Below are 21,571 nucleotides of genomic sequence, written 5' to 3'. Positions count from 1 at the left end.
GACAGCGCAGGGGGAGAACACCGATGACCGCGTTCACGTCGAGTCACTACGCCGCGCGCACCAGGGCGGTCGTCGTGGTCGACATCGTCGGCTCGTCGCAAGCCAGCGACGACTTGCTCGATCCGATGAAAACCGAGATGGAGTCCCTGTTCGCCGAGGCGCTGCGCATGTCGGGCTTGTCCTGGGACGAGGCCGGGCATGTGCGGGAGACCGGCGACGGCGTGATGCTCGCCTATTCGGACCATCAGGCTGGGCGGCTCGTCGAGGTCGTGTTCCATCTCGACCACCTTCTGCGCTCGCGCAATCGTTACCACCGTTTCCCGATGCGGGCGCGGGTCGCGGTGCACCTGGGGCCGATGGCGGATCACCAGCGCTACCACCGCACCTACATCACGCTGACCCGGCTGCTCAATTCCGCGGCGTTCGGCGAGGTGGTGCGCCACTGGTGCGACGCCGATCCAGCAGGGGAGCGGTTCGGCGCCGCGCTGGTGATGTCCGAGGCGATCTGGCGGGCGGTGGTCGAACCGTTCACCGTCGGCCTGGTCCCGCCTGCCCGCTGTGCCCCGATCCGCGTGAGCACCGCCGATTTCGCAGGCGACGCCTGGATCCACCTGCCCGGACTGGACACCGCCGGCACCGTCATTCGCCTGCAGGATCCTCCGGTCGCAGCCGTGCTTCCGCCGCTACCGCCCGGGGGACTCAGGCTTACCCATCTGGACCCCGCTGAGCCGAGTTCGCCGAGCGACAACGGTCATGCTGAGAACGGGCTGGCCCGCGGTGCCTAAGTTCCACTCCGAAGCCTGTCCTGTTCTCGGCTACCGCACCAGCCGCGCGGTCGCCTTGACCACGGCGAGGCTGCGGGGCAGGCACGTCGCCGTCGTCGCCCACCAGCCTGCCACCGCCGGGTTGAGCGTCCTCTCCGGCAAGCGCTACTACCTCATCGACCGGCGGCTGCAGACCGAACTCTTCCGCATTGTCCTGTCCTCTGCGCGAACAGAACGCCGCTGGCTGACGGTGACAGCCGACTGGTGGATCCACGACCCTTGCTTGCTCCTGTCGATCGCGCCCACCGACGCGTCCCTGCAGTTGCGCCACGACATCACTCGTGAGGTCAGCGCCCTCGTGCACGCAAGCCCGCGGCAGGAACTGCTCGCCATCCGCCGCCACGTCGACGAACACCTTCGCGGCACAACCACCAAGACCGCCGCCGGATGCGCGTGGAGACTCACCGCGCTCCGCGCCGACGCCGTCCCCGTCGAAAACTCCTGGAGAGCTGATGTCGACACGTGGCTACACTTCCATCTCCGCGACTCGCTCGCCGACGACCCGCCGAGCGGGCGGCACGCCGAGCCGGGGAATCCCGGCTGAAGCGACTGGCATCTCGAGCAAGCGGGTCTCGGTGGTGGGTCCGGCCGACCAGGGCTCGACGCATCAAGTCTGGAATTTGCTCGGCTTGTCTCCTGGGTCTGTTCGAAGAACAGGAGGATTCCATGTCGTTCTTTGCCGTTGGGCACTACCTTGGCCCGGCCGTCGGGCGTGCACCTGGTGCAGCTGCGGAACCACGCGTGTTCGCTGGTCAATGGAGGTATGAGGGGCTTGCCCATAATGCCGACATTTTCTCCCGAGCGCATGGCCGTCAGGCCGTGCAGGAGAACAGTGCGCCGCAGGCGCTCGATACGGACCAGGCACTCACGAGTGCCGCGCTGTGGTGGGTGACCGCAGCGGTGGTCGCGAGCTTGATCGCGGTCTTTGTCCTCCACCGACACATCCGTTCCCGCCACCTCCGCTCTCGTGTCCGCTACGACCTCCTGCCGACGGCGGCGTTCGACCCGTCCCTGCCGGCCGTCATCGCGTTCGCGCACCAGCTGGGCCGCGCGCGCCCGGTGCACGGCTGGGTGCCCCGCTCGGTCGTCGGCGTTCGGGTTCGCTTCGGCACCGACCCGGAATTCGGGAAGATGATCATGAGCATCGAAGGCAGGGAGTCGATCGCCGGGGTGCTGAACAAGCTCAGCTATCCGCAGGTGGAGATCCGCCGCGCGGGAACGGCGTCCGAAGGAGAAACGACCGTCGCTGACGGAGGAGGAATCGCCTCGGAGGCCACCGCGGAGAAATGACCTGGACGGTTGCGAGCGGGAGGTTTGACCGCTCGGAACCGCAGGGCGCGGCGAGTCCGGAGAGCACAGGCCGGGCTGGCTTGGCGGTTGTCGAGGTCGTCGAGCATCCGACGAGGAACTTCTGCGCTATGCGGTGATTCCTCCTGTTGGTGGCCAGTTAGCGGGGGAGTTGTTTGGCCATGCGATCGGTTACGCAGCGTGGCTCTCGGCCGTCGTGGCCATAGCCTGCAGACTGCTGGTCCTCGCGAAGGCACGTCAGCCATGGTGGTGAGTGCTGACTTCGCAGGTGGTGCATGCGATCTCGAACCCGCGTTCAGCCCGACGACGGTCGACGAGCTTTTCGAGCGCCGGCCTGGCACGTTGGAGGATCTGGTTGCCGGGCGGTCGGCTCGGTGGCCCACTTGGCGACGAGCTGTTCCACCAGCGGCGACCGAGAGTAGTCGCGATGGGTCGTGTTCGGGGACGTTTGACGTTCGGCGGCTCGCGCAGACGGCTTGCGAAGCATCGCTGGCCGGCTGCCACGTGCCTCGGACCGAGAGCAGAGAGCCCAGTCCTTCCAGGCAGTCGGCGGGACGCGCCTGGCCTGGACTGCCCGGACGGTACGGTTGCGTGCCGTGATGGGAGGAACGACTGTGACCGCTCCAGGTTGGCTTACCTCAGTGCCTATTGCTCATCGTGGCCTCCACGACGAGGGCGGTGTGCGGCCGGAGAACTCTCTCGCGGCGTTCGCGCATGCCGTGTCGGAGAACGTGCCCTTCGAGTTCGACGTCCAGCTCAGCCGGGACGGCGTGCCGGTCGTTTTGCACGACGCGGACGTCGGCCGGGTGACCTGCGGCGCGGGGCTCGTGAGCGAACTGGATTGGGCGCAGCTGCGGCGGCTGCGGATCGGCGAGTCGGGCGAGCCGGTGCCGCGGCTCGACGACGTTCTCGAAGCGGTGGGCGGCAAGGTCCCGATGGTGGTCGACGTGCGCCGCTGGGGGTTCGACCGCTCGTCGGCGCTCGAACGGGCCGTCGCTGATCGGCTGCGCGGGTACCGCGGCGCTGCGGTTGTGCAGTCGTTCGATCCGTTCGCGGTCAGGCGCTTCCGGCGGCTGTTGCCGGACCGGGCGGTAGGCCAAGCATCCGGGTCGCTGCCGTCCGCAGGTCCGTTGAAGGCGATGCTGGGTCGGATGATGCTCACGAACGCGATCGTGCGGCCGGACTTTCTCGCTTACGAGCTGGCCGGCTTGCCGGACCCGTTCGTCACCTTCTGGCGCGGGCCCCGGCGTCCGGTGCTCGCCTACACCGTGCATTCCCCGGCAGAAGCCGAACGGGCCGCCCGGCTCGCCGATGGCTATTACTTCTCCGGGTTCATTCCGGAGGGTCGTGCTTGACAGCCTGCGCCCGGGCGTGGCCGTGCACGTCGTGCTTCGGGAACGCCAGGTCGGCGAAGAACCAATCCGCTTCGCGCTTGCGGATGTCGACAAGCTTCTGTGCGAACGCCCGGGTGACTTCCCGTTGCTCCTGGCTCGGTGCGTCTTCGCCGGAGTCGACCGCGTCGAGTTTGCTGTGCCACTCCCACCAGGCCGCAGTGATAGCACGCTCGGTGTTGCGCAGCAGGATCCAGGATTGGTCCCACCGGTAGAACGCGCGCAGCGCGGTGACCCCGGCGACGACCACTCCGGCGATCGAGATGATCAGGTCGCGGCCCGGGTAGTCGAGCGTGACCAGCAGCGGCAGCCCGGCGCCGACGACAATCACGATGATCCCGCTGAGCCGGAAGAACCGACGATGCCACGTCGCCCGGGAGTTGTAGAAACTCCGAAGGCGCAATGCGTACGTCTCGACCGCCGCCGGATACCCCTGTGATCGGGGATTCGGCAGGGTGTGAGGGAAGGGTGGTTGGAACTTCAAGGCCATGCGTCCCCCAGCCGACCGTTTCTCTGCATCCGCATACGTCGCCAGCACGTTACTGAACGGGGCGCGGCTGAAGCCAGGTTCCTCGGGACGACCGACGACAAGCAACCAGTCGGAGTAACGCTGCGCCAGCTTCGCCTGCGAGACGCAGTGACGGAGGCCTTTAGTTGTCTTGGCCTGCGGCGGTTCGCGGCCATGCAAGTCATGCGCGACTTTGATCGCGCCAGCACGGCGCGGCGCGGGGGCGCAGAGATCCGTCAGTTGCCAAGGTCGTGGACCAACGTGCTGCGAGCGAGGGTGACCGTGGGGGTGTTGGTGCGGCGGTGCCAGAAGATGGTGCCGTGCCGAAGCGTTGGATCCAGCCGTCGGCGGTGGGTTGTTCGTCGGTGGTGGGGGATCCGAGGGCGCCTTGTTCCCATCCGCGTTGGCGCCACGTTTGGCGGATCATGCCTTGGACCATGTGGGTTTGTCGTGTTTGGGCTGAGTACCGTCAAAGTGTTCTTGATCCCGTCACGGGGGAACCCATCCCCGGGAAAGGCCCCGACCCGAGCCGGAGCGTCGAAACCATGAGTGATCAAGCGGTCGGATGGCAGATCGAGGCGTTCCGCGAGTCGGACGAGCTCTTGGCTTGGTCCGTGGACCTTCCTGCCGGGGTCAGCCACCAGACACTGGAGACCGTGCTCGGAATGGACGACTTGTCCGTCCCGGAGGGCTACCCGATCTCCGCGGAACAGGTGCGTGCCCTTTTGGACTGCTTCGATACGCCCGCAGGCACCGTTGGTCAGCTCGACGAGGACAGATTCGCCTACTTCATCAGCGCTTTCGCGGACCCGAGGATTGCGACGGAGGATTCAAACCCGTTGGCGCAGAATACGGCGACGGACAGGCGCTAACGGTAAGGCGGGCTCCAGGCCATGACCTTCAGCCCGGACCGGAAACTGGCCGCGATCGCCAATATCGACACCACCGTCAGCCTCTGGGACGTGGTGATCGGACAGCTGCGTCCTCGCCGGAAGATCCGGCGCGGTCCTCGCCGTGCGCTTCAGCCGCGACAGCAGCCTGCTGGCCACCGCACGGCAGCGAAGGAACCATCCACGTCCGGAACGTCGCGTCCCGCCAGGAAGCAACCACGCTGCGGGCCCGTCCCGGACGCGTGTTCGCACAGCTTGGCGGCCGCAGTACTCACACACCGGCCTTCTCCACACGGAAGTGCTGCTGCAGCGACCGCTTCGCCACCGTTGCGGTGAACGCGAGGGCTGCGGCGGCGACCAGCGCGAGTGCGGCAAGGCCGAGCGCGTACGAGCCGAGGCCGCCGTAGAGCGCTCCCATCACCAGCGGCGGAATGAACCCGCCCAGGCCTCCGGCCGCTCCGACAACTCCGGTCACCGAACCGACTTTGTTCGCCGGGACGAGCATGGCGACCATCGCGAACACTGCGCCGCTGCCCGCTCCGAGGGCTGCGGCCATTGCCAGGAATGCCAATGTGCCGAGCGGCATCAGGCCGGGAGTGAACGCTTGTACCGCGGCGCAGGCAGCGACGACGCCGAACACTCCGGCCAGCACGCGCACGGGGCCGAAGCGGTCCGAAAGCCAGCCGCCGATCGGGCGCATCACCACGGCGAAGAGGACGAAACCGGCCATCCGGTTGGCGGCTTCGGTCTGGGCCAGTCCGTAGCCGGTCTTGAGGTAGGCCGGGAGGTAGACCGAAAACGCGACGTAGCCGCCGAAGGCGATCGCGTACAGTGCCGAGGCCTGCCAGGTCACCGCGAGCCGGAGGGTCTGGCGCATCCGCTGGGCCAGCGGTTCCGTCGGGACTGTGCGGTCTGGTGCGTCGCGCAGCAGGACGGCGGCGAGGATCGCGTAACCGACGAGGACGGCCGCGGTGATCAGGAACGGGGTCGCGACGCTTCCGGCCTTGACCAGCGGGACGGTCGTCAGCGCGCTGATCGCGGTGCCGCCCATGCCCGCGCCGAAGATGCCGATCGCGAGTCCGCGCCGCTCGGGTGGGAACCAGGCGTTGACGAACGGGACGCCGATCGCGAACGACGTGCCGCCGAGGCCGAGGAAGAAGCCGCCGATCAGGAGCGCGAGCAGCGACGAATGCCCGGCGAGGCCGAGGAACAGCACCGGCAGCGCGGTCAGTGCCGAGAGCACCGGGAACATGATCCGGCCGCCGTAGCGGTCGGTGAGCGCGCCGACCGGGATCCGGCCGAGCGAGCCGACCACGACCGGGACGGCGACCATCAGGGCCTGTTCGAACGCGGTCAGCTTCAAGGAGTCCTTGAACAGCGGGCCGAGCGGGCTGAGCAGTGCCCAGGCCCAGAAGTTGAGCGCGAACCCGGCGGTCGCGAGGGTCAGCATCAGCGCGGGTCTGCCGGCTCCGGCCGGGCGGTCCTGTGTCGAGGTCATCGACGCCTCATTCGTGTCGTGCGAGCGCCCGCCGGTCGGCGAGGGCCCGTCCAGTTTCCGGCTCCGGCGGGATCGGCAGCAGAGCCGAATTTCCCCGGGCGGGGGCCGAAGGTCCTCACCGTCCACTCCGGACTAGAAGGTGAGAAATCCCGCAGTGGCAACGGAAACCAGTCCGGCGAGTTCGACCATCCCGATCCGCGACGGCCGCCACGACGGGTCGTGCCACCAGGCGGCGCGAGCGGCGAGCAGCACGAACGCGGCCACCGGCCACCACCAGCCGGCGGCCATCGCGAGCGCGAGCGTCGCGACGACGGCGGCGAGCGAGAAAGCCCGCGCCGCAGCGGTATACGCGGGATTGGCGCGCTCGCGGATCAGTGACTTCACGTGCAGCGTGGAGCCGATGAGAGCGACGGCGGTGAGCGCCGCGGCGGCGAGCACCGGAGCGGCGGTCATGGCTGCCCAGGGCTGGCTCCCGGCGGACACTCCGGCCACGACCGGAACCAGCGGCGCGCACTCGGCGATGAGGACAAGATCATTGGCCATCGACCGTTCGCGGCGCGCTCGCGCGAACCCGAGATTGACCCCGAACAGCGTCAGATATCCGAGCAATACCCAGATCAGCCAGGGACGCGCGCTCAGCACGACCGCGCCCGCGGTCGCGCACACCGGAGTCCACAGCAGCGCGGCCCGGCAAAACCGGCTGGGCCGTCGTGCGGTGAGCAGCCCGGTCACGGCCCAGCCCGCCGGATGGGCGGACACCCAGGCCACCGCGAACGGGATCAGCCAGGCGGACCAGCCGCCTGCCGCGGCGCCGAGCAGAAGCGGCAGGCCGAGAAATCCCCAGGCTCCGTGCTGCGGCGGAACGACGGGAGCCTTGCGGCGCGTCGCCGGTGCGGTCACCGCAGACGCTCCGCGGCCCGCGCGGCGACGTCGGCGTCGCTGCAGAATCCGGTGCGGCGGCGTTTGAGGCACAGCAGTCCGAGCAGTGCGCCGTCACGGTCGACGACGGCGAGCCTCCGCTGCCCGCGACGGAGCAGGAGCTGGCGCGCGTCCTCGGCGGGCAGATCGGCGGAGACGGTCCGGCCCGTCAGCCGTGCGTGCCGCAGGGCGGGGCCGGATGCGGTTTCGTCCAGGTCTTCGCGAACGAGCGTGCCCAGGAGTCGGCCGGACTCGGTGAACAGGAGCATGTGGACGTGGTCGTCGGCGAAACAAGCCCTGGCTTCGACGACGGAAGCCTTGGCGGGCAAGGTTTTCGGCAGCCGGACGACCACATCGGCGACCGTCGGTTCAGGCAAGGGTTTGCCTCTCTTCGGTCGCCCGGTCTCGCACGACGGCCGGAGCCGGTTGCGGTGCAGGCGGCGCGCCGCGACGGGCGCGGTAGACGACGTACGGCCGCCACAGGTAGGCCAGCGGCGCCGACCACACGTGCACCAGCCGCGTGAACGGCCACAGCGCGAGCAAAAGGAATCCGCCGACCGCGTGCAGCTGGTAGACCAGCGGGGCGTCGATCATCAGCTGGCTCTGCGGGGAGAACCAGAAGATGCCGCGGAACCAGACGGCGATGGTCTCGCGGTAGTCGTAGCCGTGTCCGAACAGGTTGACGCCGACCGTGGCCGTCATGCCGAGCACCACCATCGCGGCGAGCGCGACGTACAGGACTTTGTCCATTGTGGTCGTCGCACGGCGCACCCGGCCGTTGACCACGCGGCGCGCGATCAGCAGCACCAGCCCGGCGACCAGCACGAGCCCGGAGAGCGTGCCGCCCCACACCGCGACGGCGTGGTACAGCCCTTCGGGGACACCGATCGCGCTCGTCAGCGACGACGGCACCAGCAGGCCGCCCGCGTGTCCCACGATCACGCCGAACGCGCCGAGGTGAAACAGCGGAGAGGCCCACCGCAGAATGCGGCTTTCCAGCAACTGGCTGGTGTGCGTGGTCCAGCCGAACTGGTCGTGGCGCCACCGCCAGACGTGGCCGAGCACGAACACCGCCAGGCAGGCGTAGGGCAGCACGATCCAGACGAAGGTGGTCACGGGGCACTCTCCAGGGAAGGACACGAGCCAGAGGTGAGTTCGGGGCCGAAGCCGATCGCGTCGACGTCGGCTCCGTAAGCCGCCAGCCCGATCGATTCCACCGGCGGGCCGTCGACGGCGAGCGCGGCGACCGCGGCCCGGTCGTCCGGGGTCAGCGGCGGCAGCGCGGCGACGACAGCGTCGACGACGTGCCGGTACGGCGATCCGGCTTCTTCGAGCGCGCAGCGCAGCAATTCCAGGCCGCGCCGGTGCTGGCGCAGCGGGGCCTCGCCGTCTCCGGGACCCGCGGCGGCGGCGAATTCCAGGACCACCGGCAGGAGGTCGGGCAGTTCGCCCTCGGCCAGACGCAGGCCGTGCGCGCGGTAGCGCTGTTTCAGCGTGAGCAAAGCGATGCCGCGCTTGCGGGTGTCGCCGTGCAGGTAGTAGGTCAGGTACAGCCCGCTGCGCCGCCGCAGGTCGAACGTGCGTACGTAATGGGTCTCGACGGCAAGCGTTTCGGTGGTGAGCAGCCAGTCGAGAAACGCCGTCAGCTGGTCGCGGACCTCGGGGTCGGCGATCGCCTCGACCGTCTCGCGGAGTTCGTCCGCCGCGGAGAACAGCCGGGCGTCGGGATAGGCGAGCAGGACCGAGGCGAGGTCGAACAACCGGGTCCGGTCCGCCGGATCGACCGTCATGCCGTGCCTCCCGCCGGGTCGATGGTCAGCCCGAGCCTGCCGTCGGAGCGACGGCTGAGGAGGCCGCGGCGCCCTGGACGGACTCGCTCGTCTTCGGACACGAGGTGGAATCGCTCGGCGGTGGCGGCCTGTTCGGTCATCCCCGGTCCGCCCGTGCAGTCGAGCGAGCAGTCCGAAGTGGACGCTGCCTGCGCTTCGAGCGCCGCGGCGTCCTTGTCGTAGGCCGCGGGCACGACGTAGCGCTCGTCGTACTTGGCGATGGCCAGGAGCCGGTACATCGCTTCGATCTGCTCGCCCGGCATTCCCACGGCGTCGCACAGTTCCTCGGCGACAGTGCCGTCGAGGGTGCGCGCCCGCATGTAGGAGCGCATGGCGGCGAGCTTCATCAGCACTCCGGCGACGGCCTCGGAGTCGCCTGCGGTGAACAGTTCCGCCAGGTACTCGACCGGGATCCGGAGGTCGCGGATGGTGTGGAAAACGTCGTCGGCGTCGGTGTCGTCGCGTCCGGCGGCCCCGACCGCGTCGAGCACCGGGGACAGCGGCGGCACGTACCAGACCATCGGCAGCGTGCGGTACTCCGGATGCAGCGGCAACGCGATCCGGTACTCGCTGATCAGCCGCCACACCGGCGACGCCTGCGCGGCGAGCACCCATTCCTCCGGCAGACCCGCTTCATACGCCAGCCGCACCGTTTCCGGGTCGTGCGGATCGAGGAACACCGAGCGCTGCGCGGCGAGCAGCTCGTGCTCGTCCTCCACCGAGGCCGCGGCCAGTACCGCGTCCTCGTCGTAGAAGACCAGCCCGAGATAGCGCAGCCTGCCGACGCACGTTTCGGAACAAATGGTCGGCTGGCCCGCTTCGATCCGCGGGAAGCAAAAGGTGCACTTCTCCGCTTTGCCGGTGGCGTGGTTGACGTAGACCTTCTTGTACGGGCACGCGCTCACGCACATCCGCCAGCCGCGGCACCGGTCCTGATCGACCAGGACGATCCCGTCCTCCTCGCGCTTGTACATCGCGCCCGAGGGACAGGCGGAAACGCACGCCGGGTTCAGGCAGTGCTCGCAGATCCGCGGCAGGTGGAACATGAACGTCTTCTCGAACTCGAACTTCACCCGCGCGGCGGCCTCGGGGTCCATGGCCGCGATGTTCGGGTCGGTTCCGGCCCGTTCGGGCGCGCCGCCGAGACCGTCCTCCCAGTTGGCGCCCCACTCCAGGCGCATCGGCTCGCCGGTGAGCGCCGAACGCGGCTGCTTGACCGGCGTGTCGGCCGACCCGGCGGGCGCGTCGAGGAGGATGTCCTTGTCGAAGGCGGCGGGTTCGTAATAGTCCTCGAGCGACGGCAGGTCCGGGTTGGCGAAGATCCGAGACAGCCGCTTCGCCCGGCCGCCCGAGCGGAGCACCAGCCTGCCCTTGGCGTCGAGCTTCCAGCCGCCTTTCCAGCGTTCCTGGTCCTCGTAGTGCTTCGGGTAGCCGATGCCGGGTTTGGTCTCGACGTTGTTGAACCAGACGTACTCGGTGCCCTCGCGGTTGGTCCAGGTCTGCTTGCAGGTGACCGAGCAGGTGTGGCACCCGATGCACTTGTCGAGGTTCATCACCATCGCCACTTGAGCGCGGATGCGCATGTCAGTACTCCACTTCCTGGCTGCGCCGCCGCACGACGGTGATCTCGTCGCGCTGGCTGCCGATCGGTCCGTAGTAGTTGAAGGCGTAGGTCAGCTGGGCGTGCCCGCCCGCGAGATGCGTGGGCTTGACCAGCAACCGGGTCATCGAGTTGTGGTAGCCGCCGCGCTTTCCCTTGCCGCGGCCGCCTTTTTCGGTCTTCGGGACGTTCACCGTGCGTTCGGGGGAGTGGTACTGGAACACCGTGCCCTCGGGCATCCGGTGGCTGACCACGGCCCGGGCGACGATCACGCCGTTGCGGTTGACCGCCTCGACCCAGTCGTTGTCGGCGACGCCGATCTTCGCGGCGTCCTCGACGCTCATCCACAGCACCGGCCCGCCGCGCGACAGCGCGAGCATCAGCTCGTTGTCGTGGTACATCGAGTGGATCGACCATTTCGCGTGCGGGGTCAGGAACCGGACGGTGACGCCGCCGTCGGCGAGGTCGCCGGGCTTCCCGAAGTGCCGCGCCATGTTCAGCGGCGGCCGGTAGCCGGGCAGATTCTCGCCCAGTTCGGCGACCCAGTCGTGTTCGACGAAGAACTGCTGCCGTCCGGTGAGCGTGTGCCACGGCTTGCGGCGCTCGACGTTGATGGTGAACGGCGAATAGCGGCGGCCGCCCTTTTCCGAACCGGACCATTCCGGGCTCGTGATCACCGGCTGCGGCGCCTGTTGCGTGGCCGCGTAGGTGACGTGCTCGGTTTCGTGGCCCTCGACCAGGTCGGTGAACTGCTGCCCGGTCTGCTTTTCCAGCTTCAGGAAGCCTTCGTGCGCGACGCGGCCGTTGGTCGTGCCGGAGAGCGCGAGGATCGCCTCGCACATCCGGTCCGCTGTGGACAGCGACGGCCGCCCGGCGAGCGGGCCGTCGGCGATGACGCCGTTGCGGCGGCGCAGGTATTCCAGTTCCGGCGCGACGTCGACGGTGATGCCCTTGGTGGTGGTGCCGAGTTTGTCCAGCAGCGGGCCGACCGCGCGCATCTTGGCACCGAGCAGGGTGTAGTCGCGCTCGATTTCGATCAGCTTCGGCATCGTCACGCCCGGCACCGGCGCGCATTCGCCGCGGCCCCAGTCCCGGACCCGCCCGGACGGCGTGGCCAGTTCGTCGGGAGTGTCGTGCTGCAGCGGCGCGGCCAGCACGTCGCGGCGAGTGCCGAGATGGGCGACCGCGAGCTCGCTGACCTTGTCCGCCAGCGCGAGGAACGCGTCGTAGTCGGTGCGCACCTCCCCGGGCGGCTCGACCGCGGGGGAGAAGGCGTGCACGAAGGGGTGCATGTCGGTGGTGGAGATGTCGTGCTTCTCGTACCAGGTCGCGGCGGGCAGCACGAGGTCGGAGTGCAGGCCGGTGTTGGTCATCCGGAAGTCGACCGTGGTGAGCAGGTCGAGCTTGCCGGTCGGCGCGTCGTCCCGCCACTTCACGTCGCGCGGGCGTTCGTCCGTGCCGCATTCGTCGGCCGAGGCGAGGGAATCCACGCCGAGCAGGTGCTTGAGGAAGAACTCGTTGCCCTTGCCCGAGGAGCCGAGCAGGTTGGCCCGCCACAGGGTCAGGCAGCGCGGGAAGTTCGCCGGGTCGTCGGGGTCGTCGGCGACCGCGTGCAGCCGCCCCGCCCGCAGTTCGCCGACGATGTGCTCGGCCGCGTTGACTCCGGCGGCCGCGGCCTCGTCGGCGAGGTCGAGCGGGTTGCGGTCGAACGCGGGGTGGCCGGGCGACCAGCCCATCCGCTGCGCGGCAGCGACCGTGTCGGCGAAGGACATCCCGGCCAGCCTGCCCTCGCCGAGCGGGGAAGCCAGCTCGTCGGCGGGCACCTTCTCGTAGCGCCACTGGTCGGTGTGCAGGTACCAGAACGGCGTGGCGGCCTGGTGGCGCATCGGGCGCTGCCAGTCGAAAGCGAAGCTCAGGTGCTGCTGCCCGGTGAGCGGCCGGGCCTTCTCCTGCCCGACGTAGTGCGCCCAGCCGCCGCCGTTGACGCCCTGGCAGCCGGTGAGGGTGACCAGCGCGATCAGCGCGCGGTAGGTCATGTCCGAGTGGAACCACTGGTTCGCGCCCGCGCCGAGCGCGATCATTGACCGGCCGTGGCTGCGTTCGGCGTTGCGCGCCAGTTCGCGCCCGATCCGGGCGGCCAGCGCCGCCGGCACGCCGGTGATCCGCTCTTGCCAGGCCGGGGTGTGCGGAGCGTCGGCGTCGTCGTACCCGGTGGGCCACTCGCCCGGCAGGTCGCCGCGCTGGACGCCGTACTGGGCCATGAGCAGGTCGAAGACGCTGGTGACGAGGTGTTCTCCGACCCGCACGACGGGCACTCCGCGCCGCATGGTGGCGCCGCCCTCGGTCTCGCCGATGTCGAAGCGGGCGAGGTCGACGGCGACCTGGCCGCTGGCGTGGCCGAGCACGCCGAGCGCGGGCACGACGTCGCCGAGGTCGAGGTTCCAGCGGCCTTCGCCCTCGGCGCCGTAACGGAAACCCAGGGATCCGTTGGGCACCAAGGGTTTTCCAGTGGCGTCGTCGAGCAGGACGGTCTTGTGCCGCGCCCCTTCGCCGTCGTCGCCGAGATCGGCGGCGGTGAGGAAGCGGTCGGTGGCGTAGACGCCGGGCTCGCGTTCCCGCAGCGTCACGAGGAATGGCAGGTCGGTGTTGGACCGCACGTAGTCGGTGAAGTAGGGCACCTGGCGGTCGCGGAAGAACTCGGTGAGGACGACGTGCCCCATGGCCATCGCCAGCGCCCCGTCCGTGCCCGGGTGCGGAGCCAGCCAGTCGTCGGCGAACTTGACGTTGTCGGCGTAGTCCGGGCTGACCGCGACCACTTTCGCGCCGCGGTAGCGCGCCTCGGCGAGGAAATGCGCGTCCGGGGTGCGGGTGACCGGGATGTTGGAGCCCCACATGACCAGGTAGGTGGAGTTCCACCAGTCGCCCGCCTCGGGCACGTCGGTCTGGTCGCCCCACACCTGCGGCGAGGCGACCGGCAGGTCGGCGTACCAGTCGTAGAACGACAGCAGCGTGCCGCCGAGCAGCGCGTGGTAGCGGGTGCCCGCGGCGAAGGACGCCATCGACATCGCCGGGATCGGCGAGAAGCCGACCACGCGGTCGGGCCCGAAGGTCTTGGTGGTGTAGACGTGCGCGGCGGCGATCATCGTCGTCGCCTCGTCGAAGGTGGCGCGGACGAACCCGCCGCGGCCGCGCTGTTCCTTGTAGGCCTTGGCTTTGCGCGGGTCCTCGACGATGTCCGCCCAGGCCGCGACCGGGTCGCCGAACCGCCGCATCCCGGCCCGGAACATGGTGAGCAGCGAACCCCGCACGTACGGATGGCGCACCCGCGACGGCGAGTACTCGTACCAGGAGAACGACGCGCCCCGGGGGCAGCCGCGCGGCTCGTAGTCGGGGCTGTCCGGCCCGGTGCCCGGGTAGTCGGTCGCCTGGTGCTCCCAGGTGATCAGCCCGTCCTTGACGAAAACGTTCCAGGAGCAGGAACCGGTGCAGTTCACCCCGTGCGTCGAACGCACGACGCGGTCGTAGCTCCACCGGTCGCGGTAGAACGACTCCCACGCGTTCGCGTCGATCTGGTGCAGGGTGCGCCCGTGGTCGCCGACGGTCTCCTTGGTCAGCAGTCGCCGCACGCCGAGCAGCGGTCCGTGCCCGGGAACGCGGTCGTTGGCCGGCACTGGTCGTGTGGGCAATGCGACTCCTTCGGGCGGTCGGCTCGGCGGGACTGTCCCGCTGCGACACCACCCTGGTGCCGGCCGTACGCCATTCAGCTTCGGCGAAGGAGGCGGACCGTTCACCGGGCGTTCGTCACGGGTCGAAGTGACCTTCGGCCTCTGCGGGCCGCCATGCGCCGTACGCGCAGTCCTGTCGGGAATCCACCGCGATTCCGCGGGAAGCATCTCTTGCGCCCGCCGTCGATTGGCTGCTGCGCAAGCGGAACGGACGGCCGTGACGGTGTTCTCCGCAGGGAGCGGCGGCAGCGGAGGGGGCCGGGGACGAGGGGAAGAGCCCCATGCCGCCGCCACCGCTCGAGGCGAGAGCGCTGCTGCCGAATCGTCGGGGTTGGCCCGCTCGCGGCTCTCGCGCTTTCGATTCTTCTTCTTGCCGTCGGGGAACGGCAGGGCGCAATGTCCTCGCCGCTGAGGACGAAGGGCCGCGCCGGTGTCCGCTGTCGCTGCTGGCGTCGCCGATGAGCATCCGGTCGGCCAGCGGTCGAGATCCTCAGCGGAGGCATCTCGGTGCCGGACGGGGCGGACCTCATTGCCCGTCGTCGACCGCGGAAGACGTTCTGCCGCAACGAGGACGGGCCGCGGCTTCGCTGCCGCCGGCTCCCCGCGCAGAATCGGCTGATCAGCCGGGCGAGGCGCGGGAATCGCGTCCGGCCAGCGGCAGGGTCAAGGTCAGCAGCGCGCCGCCGCCGGGGTTGCTTCCGGCCGTGATGTGGCCGCCGTGCCGGTCGGCGATTTCGCTCACCAGGGCCAGCCCGAGGCCGTAGTGGCGGCGCGGCGAGGATTCGGGGCGGGCGGACGAGAATCGCTCGAACAATCCCGGCAGGACCGCGGGGTCGATGCCGGGCCCGTCGTCGGAAACCTCGACGACGCCGGTGGTTCCGGTTTGCTTCGTCGTGATGGTGACCGCCGAACGGGCGTGGGTCACGGCGTTGTCGACCAACGCGGTCACGGCGCGGAGGAGGCCGCCCTGAGTGCCGCGCACGAGCAGCGTCGGCACCGTCGGACGCGCCTCGATGACGATCGAGCGCTCGGCCGCGGCCGGGGTTCCGGCGGCGGCCGCCCGGGCGGCGAGTTCCACGAGATCGAGGGTCGCGGTGAGTCCGTCCGCGCGGACGTCGGCGGCCAGCAGAAGGTCTTCGAGGATGTCGGTGAGGTGCCCGGCGTCGGCGACCACCCCGTCGATTTCGGCGGTCAGCCGTTCTCGGGAGTCGCCGCGCCGCAGGTGCCGGCGCAGTACCTGGACGCGCGTGGACAGCAGGGTCAACGGGGTGCGGAGTTCGTGGCTCGCGTCGGCGACGAACCGTCGTTGCATGCCCAGCGCGGTGGCCAGCGGCGCGACCGCGCGCCGCCCGAACCACACACCCGCGCCTACTGCCAGCAGCAGCCCCACTCCGCCGCTGAAGAGCATGGCGGCGAGCAACCGCTCGCGTTCGTCGTTGTTCGCCCGCAGGTCCAGCGCCGCTTGCACGGTCTGCGTGCCGCGCTGCTCGGTGTAGACCTCGTAGCCGGCTCGCTCGCCGCGGACCTCGTCGGTTTGCGCGGTCCCGGTCTTCGCGACGTTCGCCAGCGCCGCCCGGTCGGGCAGGACGGCCGGTGCGCCGGGCGTCGCCGTCAGGCCGCCGGGTCCCTGGATGGCGAGCCAGACCCCGGCGGGCGGGTCCTGCACATCGTCGGCCTGCGAGGCGGCCTGCTGCAGCAGGGTGGCCACGCCGGTTTGCTGGCTTCGCAGCACCATCAACACCGCGAGGCCGGACAGCAGCACGACAATCGCGGCGACGGACAGCCCGACCTGCAAGCCCAGTCGCCAGGTCGCGCGTCGCAGCAGCCTCGCTTCGGTCGAAGCCGGCGGGCGGCTCACGGCGCGCCCAGCTGGTATCCGCGCCCGTGGACCGTCGCGATGACCGGCCGCCCGAGCTTTCGGCGCAGGTACGACACGTAGGTGTCGACGACGGCCTCGCTGTCGGCCTCCGGGAAGGCCAGGCTGAGCAGATCCCGCCGGGTGAAGACCCGGGAGGGCCTGCCCGCGAGCGTCGCCAGCAGCGCGCATTCCCGTTCGGACAGCCGGACCGGCTCGCCCGCCCCGGGGCCTGGCTCGACCTGGCGGGTGTCCAGGTTCAGCCGCATCGTGCCGACCGGCAGCACCCGGGCGACGTCGAGGTGGCGGCGGCGCAGCGCGCGCAGCCTGGCGAGCAGTTCGTCCACGTCGAACGGTTTGGGCAGATAGTCCTCGGCTCCGGCGTCCAGGCCCGCGACGCGGTCCGCGGGGTTGCCGAGCGCGGAAAGCACCAGCACCGGCGTCGTGAGGCCTTTGCCGCGCAGCCGGGCGAGCACGTCGAGGCCGTCGAGCGCGGGCAGGCCCCGGTCCAGGATCACCACGTCGTACTGCCGCACCAGGCCGAGGTGCAGGCCGCGCTGCCCGTCCGCGGCGGTTTCGACCTCGTAGCCCTCGTCGGACAGCAGTTCGGTCAGGAGACCGGCCAGTTCGGCGTTGTCCTCGACCAGCAGGACCCGGCCGGAGCCGCGGTGCGCAGTGTCCATCCCGCAATCGTGCCTGGTCGGGAGACGCCCGGCATCCGCGGCCCGGATTCCCAGATTTTCCCCAGGACTCCCGTCGAAACTGGGCAGCAGACCTCCCGGCCAAAAGGAGACCCACGTGAATCACCGGCAACGCATCCGGGCCCGCGCCCGCGGCCGCCGCAGCATCTCGACGGCGACGTGGACGGCGGGACTGGGCGGCGCGGCGCTGGCCACGGTCTTCGGGGTGACGCTCGCTCAGCAAGCGACGGCGGACACCACCGCACCGGCTGCTTCGCCCGTCACCTCCTCGCCGTCCACGGTCCCGCCGCCGCAGCCCTCCGCGGACAGCACCCCGGACAGCATCCCGGAGACCAGCGCGCCTCCGGCGGTCAGCCCGCCCGCGCAGCCGCCGGTCGTCGGTCGCCGGCACCACAGTGCCGCGCGCTCGGGCGGCTCATGACCACGGCCGCAGAACCGCTCGCGAGCATCCGGTTCCGCGCGCTGGGCACCACCGCCGAACTGGTGGTGACCGAGCCGGACCGCCTCCCGGTCGCCACGGACCTGCTCCGGACCGAACTGCGTGCCGTCGACGAGACGTGCAGCCGGTTTCGCGACGATTCGGAGATCGCCGAGCTGCACCGCCACGCCGGTTCTCCCGTGCGGGTCAGCCCCTTGCTGGCCGAAGCGCTGCAGGTCGCGTTGCGGGCCGCCGAGGCGACCGGCGGGCTGGTCGATCCGACGGTCGGCCGAGCAGTGTGCGAGCTCGGCTACGACCGGGACTTCGCCGCGATCGATCGCGATCTCGCGGCACCGGTCAAGCCGGCAGGCGAGGCTCCGGGCTGGTGGCGGATCACCGCCGACTGGCCCCGGCGCGAGGTCGTCGTGCCGCGCGGCGTGCGGCTGGACCTGGGAGCTACTGGGAAGGCCTGGGCAGCCGACCGTGCCAGCACCGTGCTCGCGCGCGAACTCGGCTGCGGCGTGCTGGTCGGGCTCGGCGGCGACGTCGCTGTCGCGGGACGCGCACCGGCCGGGGGATGGCCGGTGGTGGTCGGCGACGACCACGCCGCGGCGGATCCTCTCCGCGACCCGGTGATCGCCGTGGCCAGCGGCGGACTGGCCACGTCCAGCACGGTGTGCCGCACCTGGCGGCGAGCCGGGCGGACGGTGCACCACATCGTCGACCCGCGCACCGGGGACCTCCCGGATCCCTGCTGGCGGACCGTCACCGTCGCCGCGGCCACGTGCGCGGACGCCAACACGGCCAGCACCGCGGCCGTCGTGCTCGGCGAGCTCGCTCCGGCGTGGCTCGCGGAACGCCGGCTGCCCGCTCGCCTGGTCGCCTCGGACGGGCGCGTCGTCCGCGTCGCCGGATGGCCGGAAGAGGCGCCGGCATGAGCGCGTTGTGGTACGTCAGCCGGGCGACGGGACTGGCCGCGCTGGTGCTGTTCACGGCCGTGGTGGTCCTCGGCGCGATCTCCAGCGCCCGGCTCGCGTCGCAGAGGTGGCCGAGGTTCGCCGTCGCCGCCTTCCACCGGAATCTGTCCCTGATCACGCTTGCTTTCTTGGCCGTCCACATCGCGACGGCGATCATCGACACGTACGCGGGCATCCGGTGGATCAGCGTGGTGGTCCCGTTCTCCCGTTCGTCTCGGCGTACCACCCGGTGTCGCTCGGCATCGGAGCCGTCGCGTTCGATCTGCTCGTCGCTGTGGTCGTGTCCAGCCTGCTCCGTCCCCGGATCAACGCCAAGGTCTGGAAAGCCGTGCACTGGGCCGCGTATCTCTCCTGGCCCGCGGCCGTGGTGCACGGCTTCGAGATCGGCGGCGCCGACTCCCGGCTGGGCTGGGTCCGGGTGCTGCTGGTGGCGTGCGTGCTCGCCGCCGCGGCGGCCGTGGGGTGGCGCGCGACGGTGCGGCATCCCGACACCGAGGCCCGGCGCGGCACCCTGGGAGGTCTGTGATGACCACCGCTCGCCATCCCCGGGCGGCCAGCGGGCCGCTGCTGCCGCCTGACCCGGCCCGCCCGCGCCGTCTTCTCGCGGGCTGGCTGGAAGCCCGGCAGTCCGCCGGATTCGCCGAGCACAGCGCCCGGTACGGTGCGCTGCCCGTCGAACGCTACGCCGGACGGAACGGCCAGGCCCTGCTGCTGTCCACAGTGGACGCTTCAGGGCTGCGGGGGCGCGGCGGGGCGGGTTTCCCCACCGGCCGCAAGCTGCGTGCCGTCGCCCGCGGCCGCCGCCCGGTCGTCGTGGCCAACGGCTGCGAGGGCGAACCGGCGAGCGGCAAGGACCGAGCGCTGCTCACCGTCGCGCCGCACCTGGTCATCGACGGGGCGGTGCTGGCCGCGACGGCGACCGACGCGACGGAGATCATCCTGTGCGTGCACCGCGCCGATCCGATCGCCGGCTCCGTGGCCGGTGCGCTGGCCGAGCGGCCGAGCGGAGAGATCCCGATCCGGCTGGTCCAGGCGCCCGGCCGGTACGTGGCGAGCGAGGAATCCGCGCTCGTCAACTTCCTGGAGACCGGCGACGCCCGGCCGACCGCGAAACCGCCCCGTCCTTTCGAGCGCGGGGTGCGCGGCCGGCCGACCCTGGTCGACAACGTCGAAACGCTCGCCCATCTCGCCCTGATCGCCCGCTACGGCTCGGAGTGGTTCCGCGGCTGCGGCACCCGGGACTCGCCCGGCACCACGCTGGTCACCGCCGGCGGCGGAGTCGCCCGGCCGGGGGTGTACGAAACCGCGTTCGGCACCCCGGTCGCGGAGGTGCTCGACCAGGCGGGCGGCCCGGCCGGAACACCGCAGGCGATCCTGTTCGGCGGATACGGCGGCACCTGGCTGCCCGCGCCCGCCGCGGCGGGCATCCGGCTGTCCCATGAGGACCTTCGCGCGGCGGGCGCGGCACTCGGCGTCGCCTCGCTGACCGTGCTGCCCGCGCGCGCCTGCGGTCTCGCCGAAACCGCTCGGGTGCTGCGCTATCTGGCGGGGGAGTCCGCCCGCCAATGCGGTCCGTGCATGTTCGGACTCCCCGCCGTCGCCGACGATTTCACCTCCCTGGTGCTCGGCGGCCGGGCAGCGGCGCTGGCCGGACAACGGCTCCGCACGCGGCTCTCGGTCATTCCCGGGCGCGGCGCGTGCGCCCATCCCGACGGCGCCGTCCGGCTGGCCGCGAGCGCGCTGCGGTGTTTCGCCGACGATCTGCGAGCCCACCTCGCCGGCCGTCCGTGCGCGTGGGCGGCGCACCCCGCGCTGCCCTTGCCGGAATGGAACAACCGAAGCGGCGATTGGACGTGACCGTGCCCGAACGACGCTCCCGTCAGCTGCGGGTCGACCCGATCGCCTGCCGGGCCCACGGAATCTGCGCCGAACTCCTGCCCGAACTGATCGACCTCGACGAGTGGGGCTACCCGATCCTGGTCGACCGGCCGGTGCCGGGCCCGGTGCTGTCCGACGCGCGCCAGGCGGTCGCCGCCTGCCCGACCCTGGCGCTGCGGCTGGCGGGCGGGCGCCGATGACTGCCCGGTGCGAACCGGTCTCCACCGTGCCGCCGTGAGCACGCCTTCGCAGAGTTCCCGCTGAATCGCGAAATTCCACCGGATTAAGGACATCATGACGACCGTGAACGGCCTGCCCGCCCACATCCTGCTCGTGCACGCGATTGTCGTGCTGCTGCCGTTGAGCGCACTGCTGCTGGTGCTGAGCAGCGTCTGGCCGAAAGCGCGCGCCAGGCTCGCCGCGCCGAACGCCGTGCTGGCCGTGATCGCGCTGATCCTGGTCCCGATCACCACGAACGCCGGCGAATGGCTCGAGCGGCGAGTTCCGCGGACTCAGTTGCTGCGCGACCACACCGAACTGGGCGACACCGCGCTCTGGGTCGCGATCCCAGTCGCCGTGCTCGCGCTGGTGGTGTGGTGGCGCCAGCGCGAAAACGCCCTGCTGACGGGCAAAACCGACGTCGGGACCGCCGAGGACAACGCCGCGGTCGCCACCGCCGTGCGCCGCAAGACTTACCTGGCGCCCGCCTCGACGAAGGTCACGACCGTGATCGCGGTCGTCGCGGTCCTGGTCGCCGGCGCGACTGTCTACGACGTCTACCGCATCGGCGATTCCGGTGCGCAGGCATCGTGGCAGGGTAAGTTCAGCGAGAACGCCGCCCCACGCGGTACTCGGTGACGCTCCGCCGCGGGGGGCCGCCGAGGAGGGAGCAGAAGCGATGACCGATCACCCGGCAGTGTCTTCGATCGACGCGGTGGCCGCCGAATTGCAGGTCGAAGCCGGCGCGCACGGATCACGGCGGGCCGCGCGGACGCTGGTGTCCGGAACCTCCCAGCGGGCGACGCTGATCGCATTGGGGGACGGCGCCGAGCTGGCCGAGCACGACTCGCCGCCCGCGGCCACCCTCCAGGTCGTCGTCGGCACCGTGCGGCTGCACACCCAGAGTGCGGAGTGGACGCTGGAACGCGGGCAACTGGCCGTCGTTCCGCCGGAACGCCACGGGCTGCAGGCGCTGGGAGACGCGGTCGTGCTGCTGACTGTCGCGCTGCGGTAACCGGCCCTCCTTGGTCG

At 70.7% G+C, this 21,571-nt stretch carries 23 protein-coding genes; 12 read left to right on the top strand and 11 right to left on the bottom strand.

The window, feature by feature from the left end:
* Positions 1–23 precede the first annotated feature (23 nt).
* The 4 genes from DMP23_RS19440 to DMP23_RS19425 all read left to right on the top strand — a co-directional run bounded on the left by DMP23_RS19440 (position 24) and on the right by DMP23_RS19425 (position 3,487).
* Complete coding sequence (locus DMP23_RS19440) at positions 24–785, top strand: hypothetical protein (protein ID WP_337821966.1); 762 nt, start codon at positions 24–26, stop codon at positions 783–785.
* The gene (locus DMP23_RS19435) at positions 778–1,368 is read left to right on the top strand and encodes a hypothetical protein (protein WP_337821965.1); all 591 of its coding nucleotides are present in this window, start codon (positions 778–780) and stop codon (positions 1,366–1,368) included. Before DMP23_RS19440 ends, DMP23_RS19435 begins: the two co-directional genes overlap by 8 nt.
* Positions 1,369–1,490: 122 nt before the next feature.
* Positions 1,491–2,114, top strand: a complete 624-nt coding sequence (locus DMP23_RS19430) for a hypothetical protein (protein WP_337821964.1) — start codon at positions 1,491–1,493, stop codon at positions 2,112–2,114.
* A gap of 659 nt (positions 2,115–2,773) precedes the next feature.
* Positions 2,774–3,487 (top strand): glycerophosphodiester phosphodiesterase family protein, encoded by a 714-nt coding sequence (locus tag DMP23_RS19425; protein WP_337821963.1) that lies wholly within the window; start codon positions 2,774–2,776, stop codon positions 3,485–3,487.
* Here the strand turns inward: DMP23_RS19425 and DMP23_RS19420 are convergent.
* Positions 3,465–4,013 (bottom strand): DUF4231 domain-containing protein, encoded by a 549-nt coding sequence (locus DMP23_RS19420; RefSeq protein ID WP_337821962.1) that lies wholly within the window; start codon positions 4,011–4,013, stop codon positions 3,465–3,467. The genes DMP23_RS19425 and DMP23_RS19420 overlap by 23 nt on opposite strands.
* Before the next feature lie 199 nt (positions 4,014–4,212).
* Positions 4,213–4,470 (bottom strand): LGFP repeat-containing protein, encoded by a 258-nt coding sequence (locus DMP23_RS19415; RefSeq protein WP_337821961.1) that lies wholly within the window; start codon positions 4,468–4,470, stop codon positions 4,213–4,215.
* 106 nt (positions 4,471–4,576) lie between these two features.
* On the opposite strand from DMP23_RS19415, the gene DMP23_RS19410 reads away from it, so the two are divergent.
* Positions 4,577–4,903, top strand: a complete 327-nt coding sequence (locus tag DMP23_RS19410) for a DUF7683 domain-containing protein (RefSeq protein WP_337821960.1) — start codon at positions 4,577–4,579, stop codon at positions 4,901–4,903.
* A gap of 289 nt (positions 4,904–5,192) precedes the next feature.
* Here DMP23_RS19410 and DMP23_RS19405 read toward each other — a convergent pair whose 3' ends face one another.
* The 9 genes from DMP23_RS19405 to DMP23_RS19365 all read right to left on the bottom strand — a co-directional run bounded on the left by DMP23_RS19405 (position 5,193) and on the right by DMP23_RS19365 (position 17,029).
* On the bottom strand, positions 5,193–6,419 hold the full coding sequence (locus DMP23_RS19405) for an MFS transporter (RefSeq protein ID WP_337821959.1): 1,227 nt from the start codon (positions 6,417–6,419) through the stop codon (positions 5,193–5,195).
* Between the two features lie 132 nt (positions 6,420–6,551).
* Complete coding sequence (locus DMP23_RS19400) at positions 6,552–7,319, bottom strand: YwiC-like family protein (RefSeq protein ID WP_337821958.1); 768 nt, start codon at positions 7,317–7,319, stop codon at positions 6,552–6,554.
* Positions 7,316–7,714, bottom strand: a complete 399-nt coding sequence (locus DMP23_RS19395) for a CBS domain-containing protein (RefSeq protein WP_337821957.1) — start codon at positions 7,712–7,714, stop codon at positions 7,316–7,318. Before DMP23_RS19395 ends, DMP23_RS19400 begins: the two co-directional genes overlap by 4 nt.
* A complete protein-coding gene (narI, locus tag DMP23_RS19390; protein WP_337821956.1) occupies positions 7,707–8,453 on the bottom strand; it encodes a respiratory nitrate reductase subunit gamma in 747 nt (248 codons plus the stop codon). Before narI ends, DMP23_RS19395 begins: the two co-directional genes overlap by 8 nt.
* On the bottom strand, positions 8,450–9,127 hold the full coding sequence (gene narJ, locus DMP23_RS19385; protein WP_337821955.1) for a nitrate reductase molybdenum cofactor assembly chaperone: 678 nt from the start codon (positions 9,125–9,127) through the stop codon (positions 8,450–8,452). Before narJ ends, narI begins: the two co-directional genes overlap by 4 nt.
* Positions 9,124–10,749: a nitrate reductase subunit beta gene (gene narH / locus DMP23_RS19380; RefSeq protein WP_337821954.1), complete on the bottom strand. Its 1,626-nt coding sequence runs from the start codon at positions 10,747–10,749 to the stop codon at positions 9,124–9,126. Before narH ends, narJ begins: the two co-directional genes overlap by 4 nt.
* Before the next feature lies 1 nt (position 10,750).
* Positions 10,751–14,452 (bottom strand): nitrate reductase subunit alpha, encoded by a 3,702-nt coding sequence (locus DMP23_RS19375; RefSeq protein ID WP_337821953.1) that lies wholly within the window; start codon positions 14,450–14,452, stop codon positions 10,751–10,753.
* A gap of 658 nt (positions 14,453–15,110) precedes the next feature.
* Complete coding sequence (locus DMP23_RS19370) at positions 15,111–16,349, bottom strand: sensor histidine kinase (protein ID WP_337821952.1); 1,239 nt, start codon at positions 16,347–16,349, stop codon at positions 15,111–15,113.
* Positions 16,346–17,029: a response regulator transcription factor gene (locus tag DMP23_RS19365; RefSeq protein ID WP_337821951.1), complete on the bottom strand. Its 684-nt coding sequence runs from the start codon at positions 17,027–17,029 to the stop codon at positions 16,346–16,348. Before DMP23_RS19365 ends, DMP23_RS19370 begins: the two co-directional genes overlap by 4 nt.
* A gap of 115 nt (positions 17,030–17,144) precedes the next feature.
* Between DMP23_RS19365 and DMP23_RS19360 the strand changes: the two genes are divergently transcribed.
* The 7 genes from DMP23_RS19360 (at position 17,145) to DMP23_RS19330 (ending at position 21,554) form a co-directional block, all read left to right on the top strand.
* Positions 17,145–17,468, top strand: a complete 324-nt coding sequence (locus DMP23_RS19360) for a hypothetical protein (protein ID WP_337821950.1) — start codon at positions 17,145–17,147, stop codon at positions 17,466–17,468.
* The gene (locus DMP23_RS19355) at positions 17,465–18,403 is read left to right on the top strand and encodes an FAD:protein FMN transferase (protein WP_337821949.1); all 939 of its coding nucleotides are present in this window, start codon (positions 17,465–17,467) and stop codon (positions 18,401–18,403) included. The genes DMP23_RS19360 and DMP23_RS19355 overlap by 4 nt, the downstream gene beginning before the upstream one ends.
* A gap of 217 nt (positions 18,404–18,620) precedes the next feature.
* Positions 18,621–18,968 (top strand): hypothetical protein, encoded by a 348-nt coding sequence (locus DMP23_RS19350; protein ID WP_337821948.1) that lies wholly within the window; start codon positions 18,621–18,623, stop codon positions 18,966–18,968.
* Positions 18,968–20,299 (top strand): NADH-ubiquinone oxidoreductase-F iron-sulfur binding region domain-containing protein, encoded by a 1,332-nt coding sequence (locus DMP23_RS19345; protein WP_337821947.1) that lies wholly within the window; start codon positions 18,968–18,970, stop codon positions 20,297–20,299. The genes DMP23_RS19350 and DMP23_RS19345 overlap by 1 nt, the downstream gene beginning before the upstream one ends.
* Positions 20,269–20,520 (top strand): ferredoxin, encoded by a 252-nt coding sequence (locus tag DMP23_RS19340; protein ID WP_134732205.1) that lies wholly within the window; start codon positions 20,269–20,271, stop codon positions 20,518–20,520. The genes DMP23_RS19345 and DMP23_RS19340 overlap by 31 nt, the downstream gene beginning before the upstream one ends.
* 94 nt (positions 20,521–20,614) lie before the next feature.
* The gene (locus tag DMP23_RS19335) at positions 20,615–21,178 is read left to right on the top strand and encodes a DUF2231 domain-containing protein (RefSeq protein ID WP_337821946.1); all 564 of its coding nucleotides are present in this window, start codon (positions 20,615–20,617) and stop codon (positions 21,176–21,178) included.
* A gap of 40 nt (positions 21,179–21,218) precedes the next feature.
* Positions 21,219–21,554 carry a hypothetical protein gene (locus DMP23_RS19330; RefSeq protein WP_337821945.1) on the top strand — a complete coding sequence of 112 codons (336 nt, stop codon included), beginning with the start codon at positions 21,219–21,221 and terminating at the stop codon, positions 21,552–21,554.
* The last annotated feature ends 17 nt before the right edge of the window (positions 21,555–21,571 follow it).

This window comes from Amycolatopsis sp. A1MSW2902, from assembly GCF_017312175.1.
GTDB classification, from domain to species: domain Bacteria; phylum Actinomycetota; class Actinomycetes; order Mycobacteriales; family Pseudonocardiaceae; genus Amycolatopsis; species Amycolatopsis nivea.
Note: the sequence above shows the minus strand (reverse complement) of the source record. Positions and strands in the feature narration are given on the sequence as shown.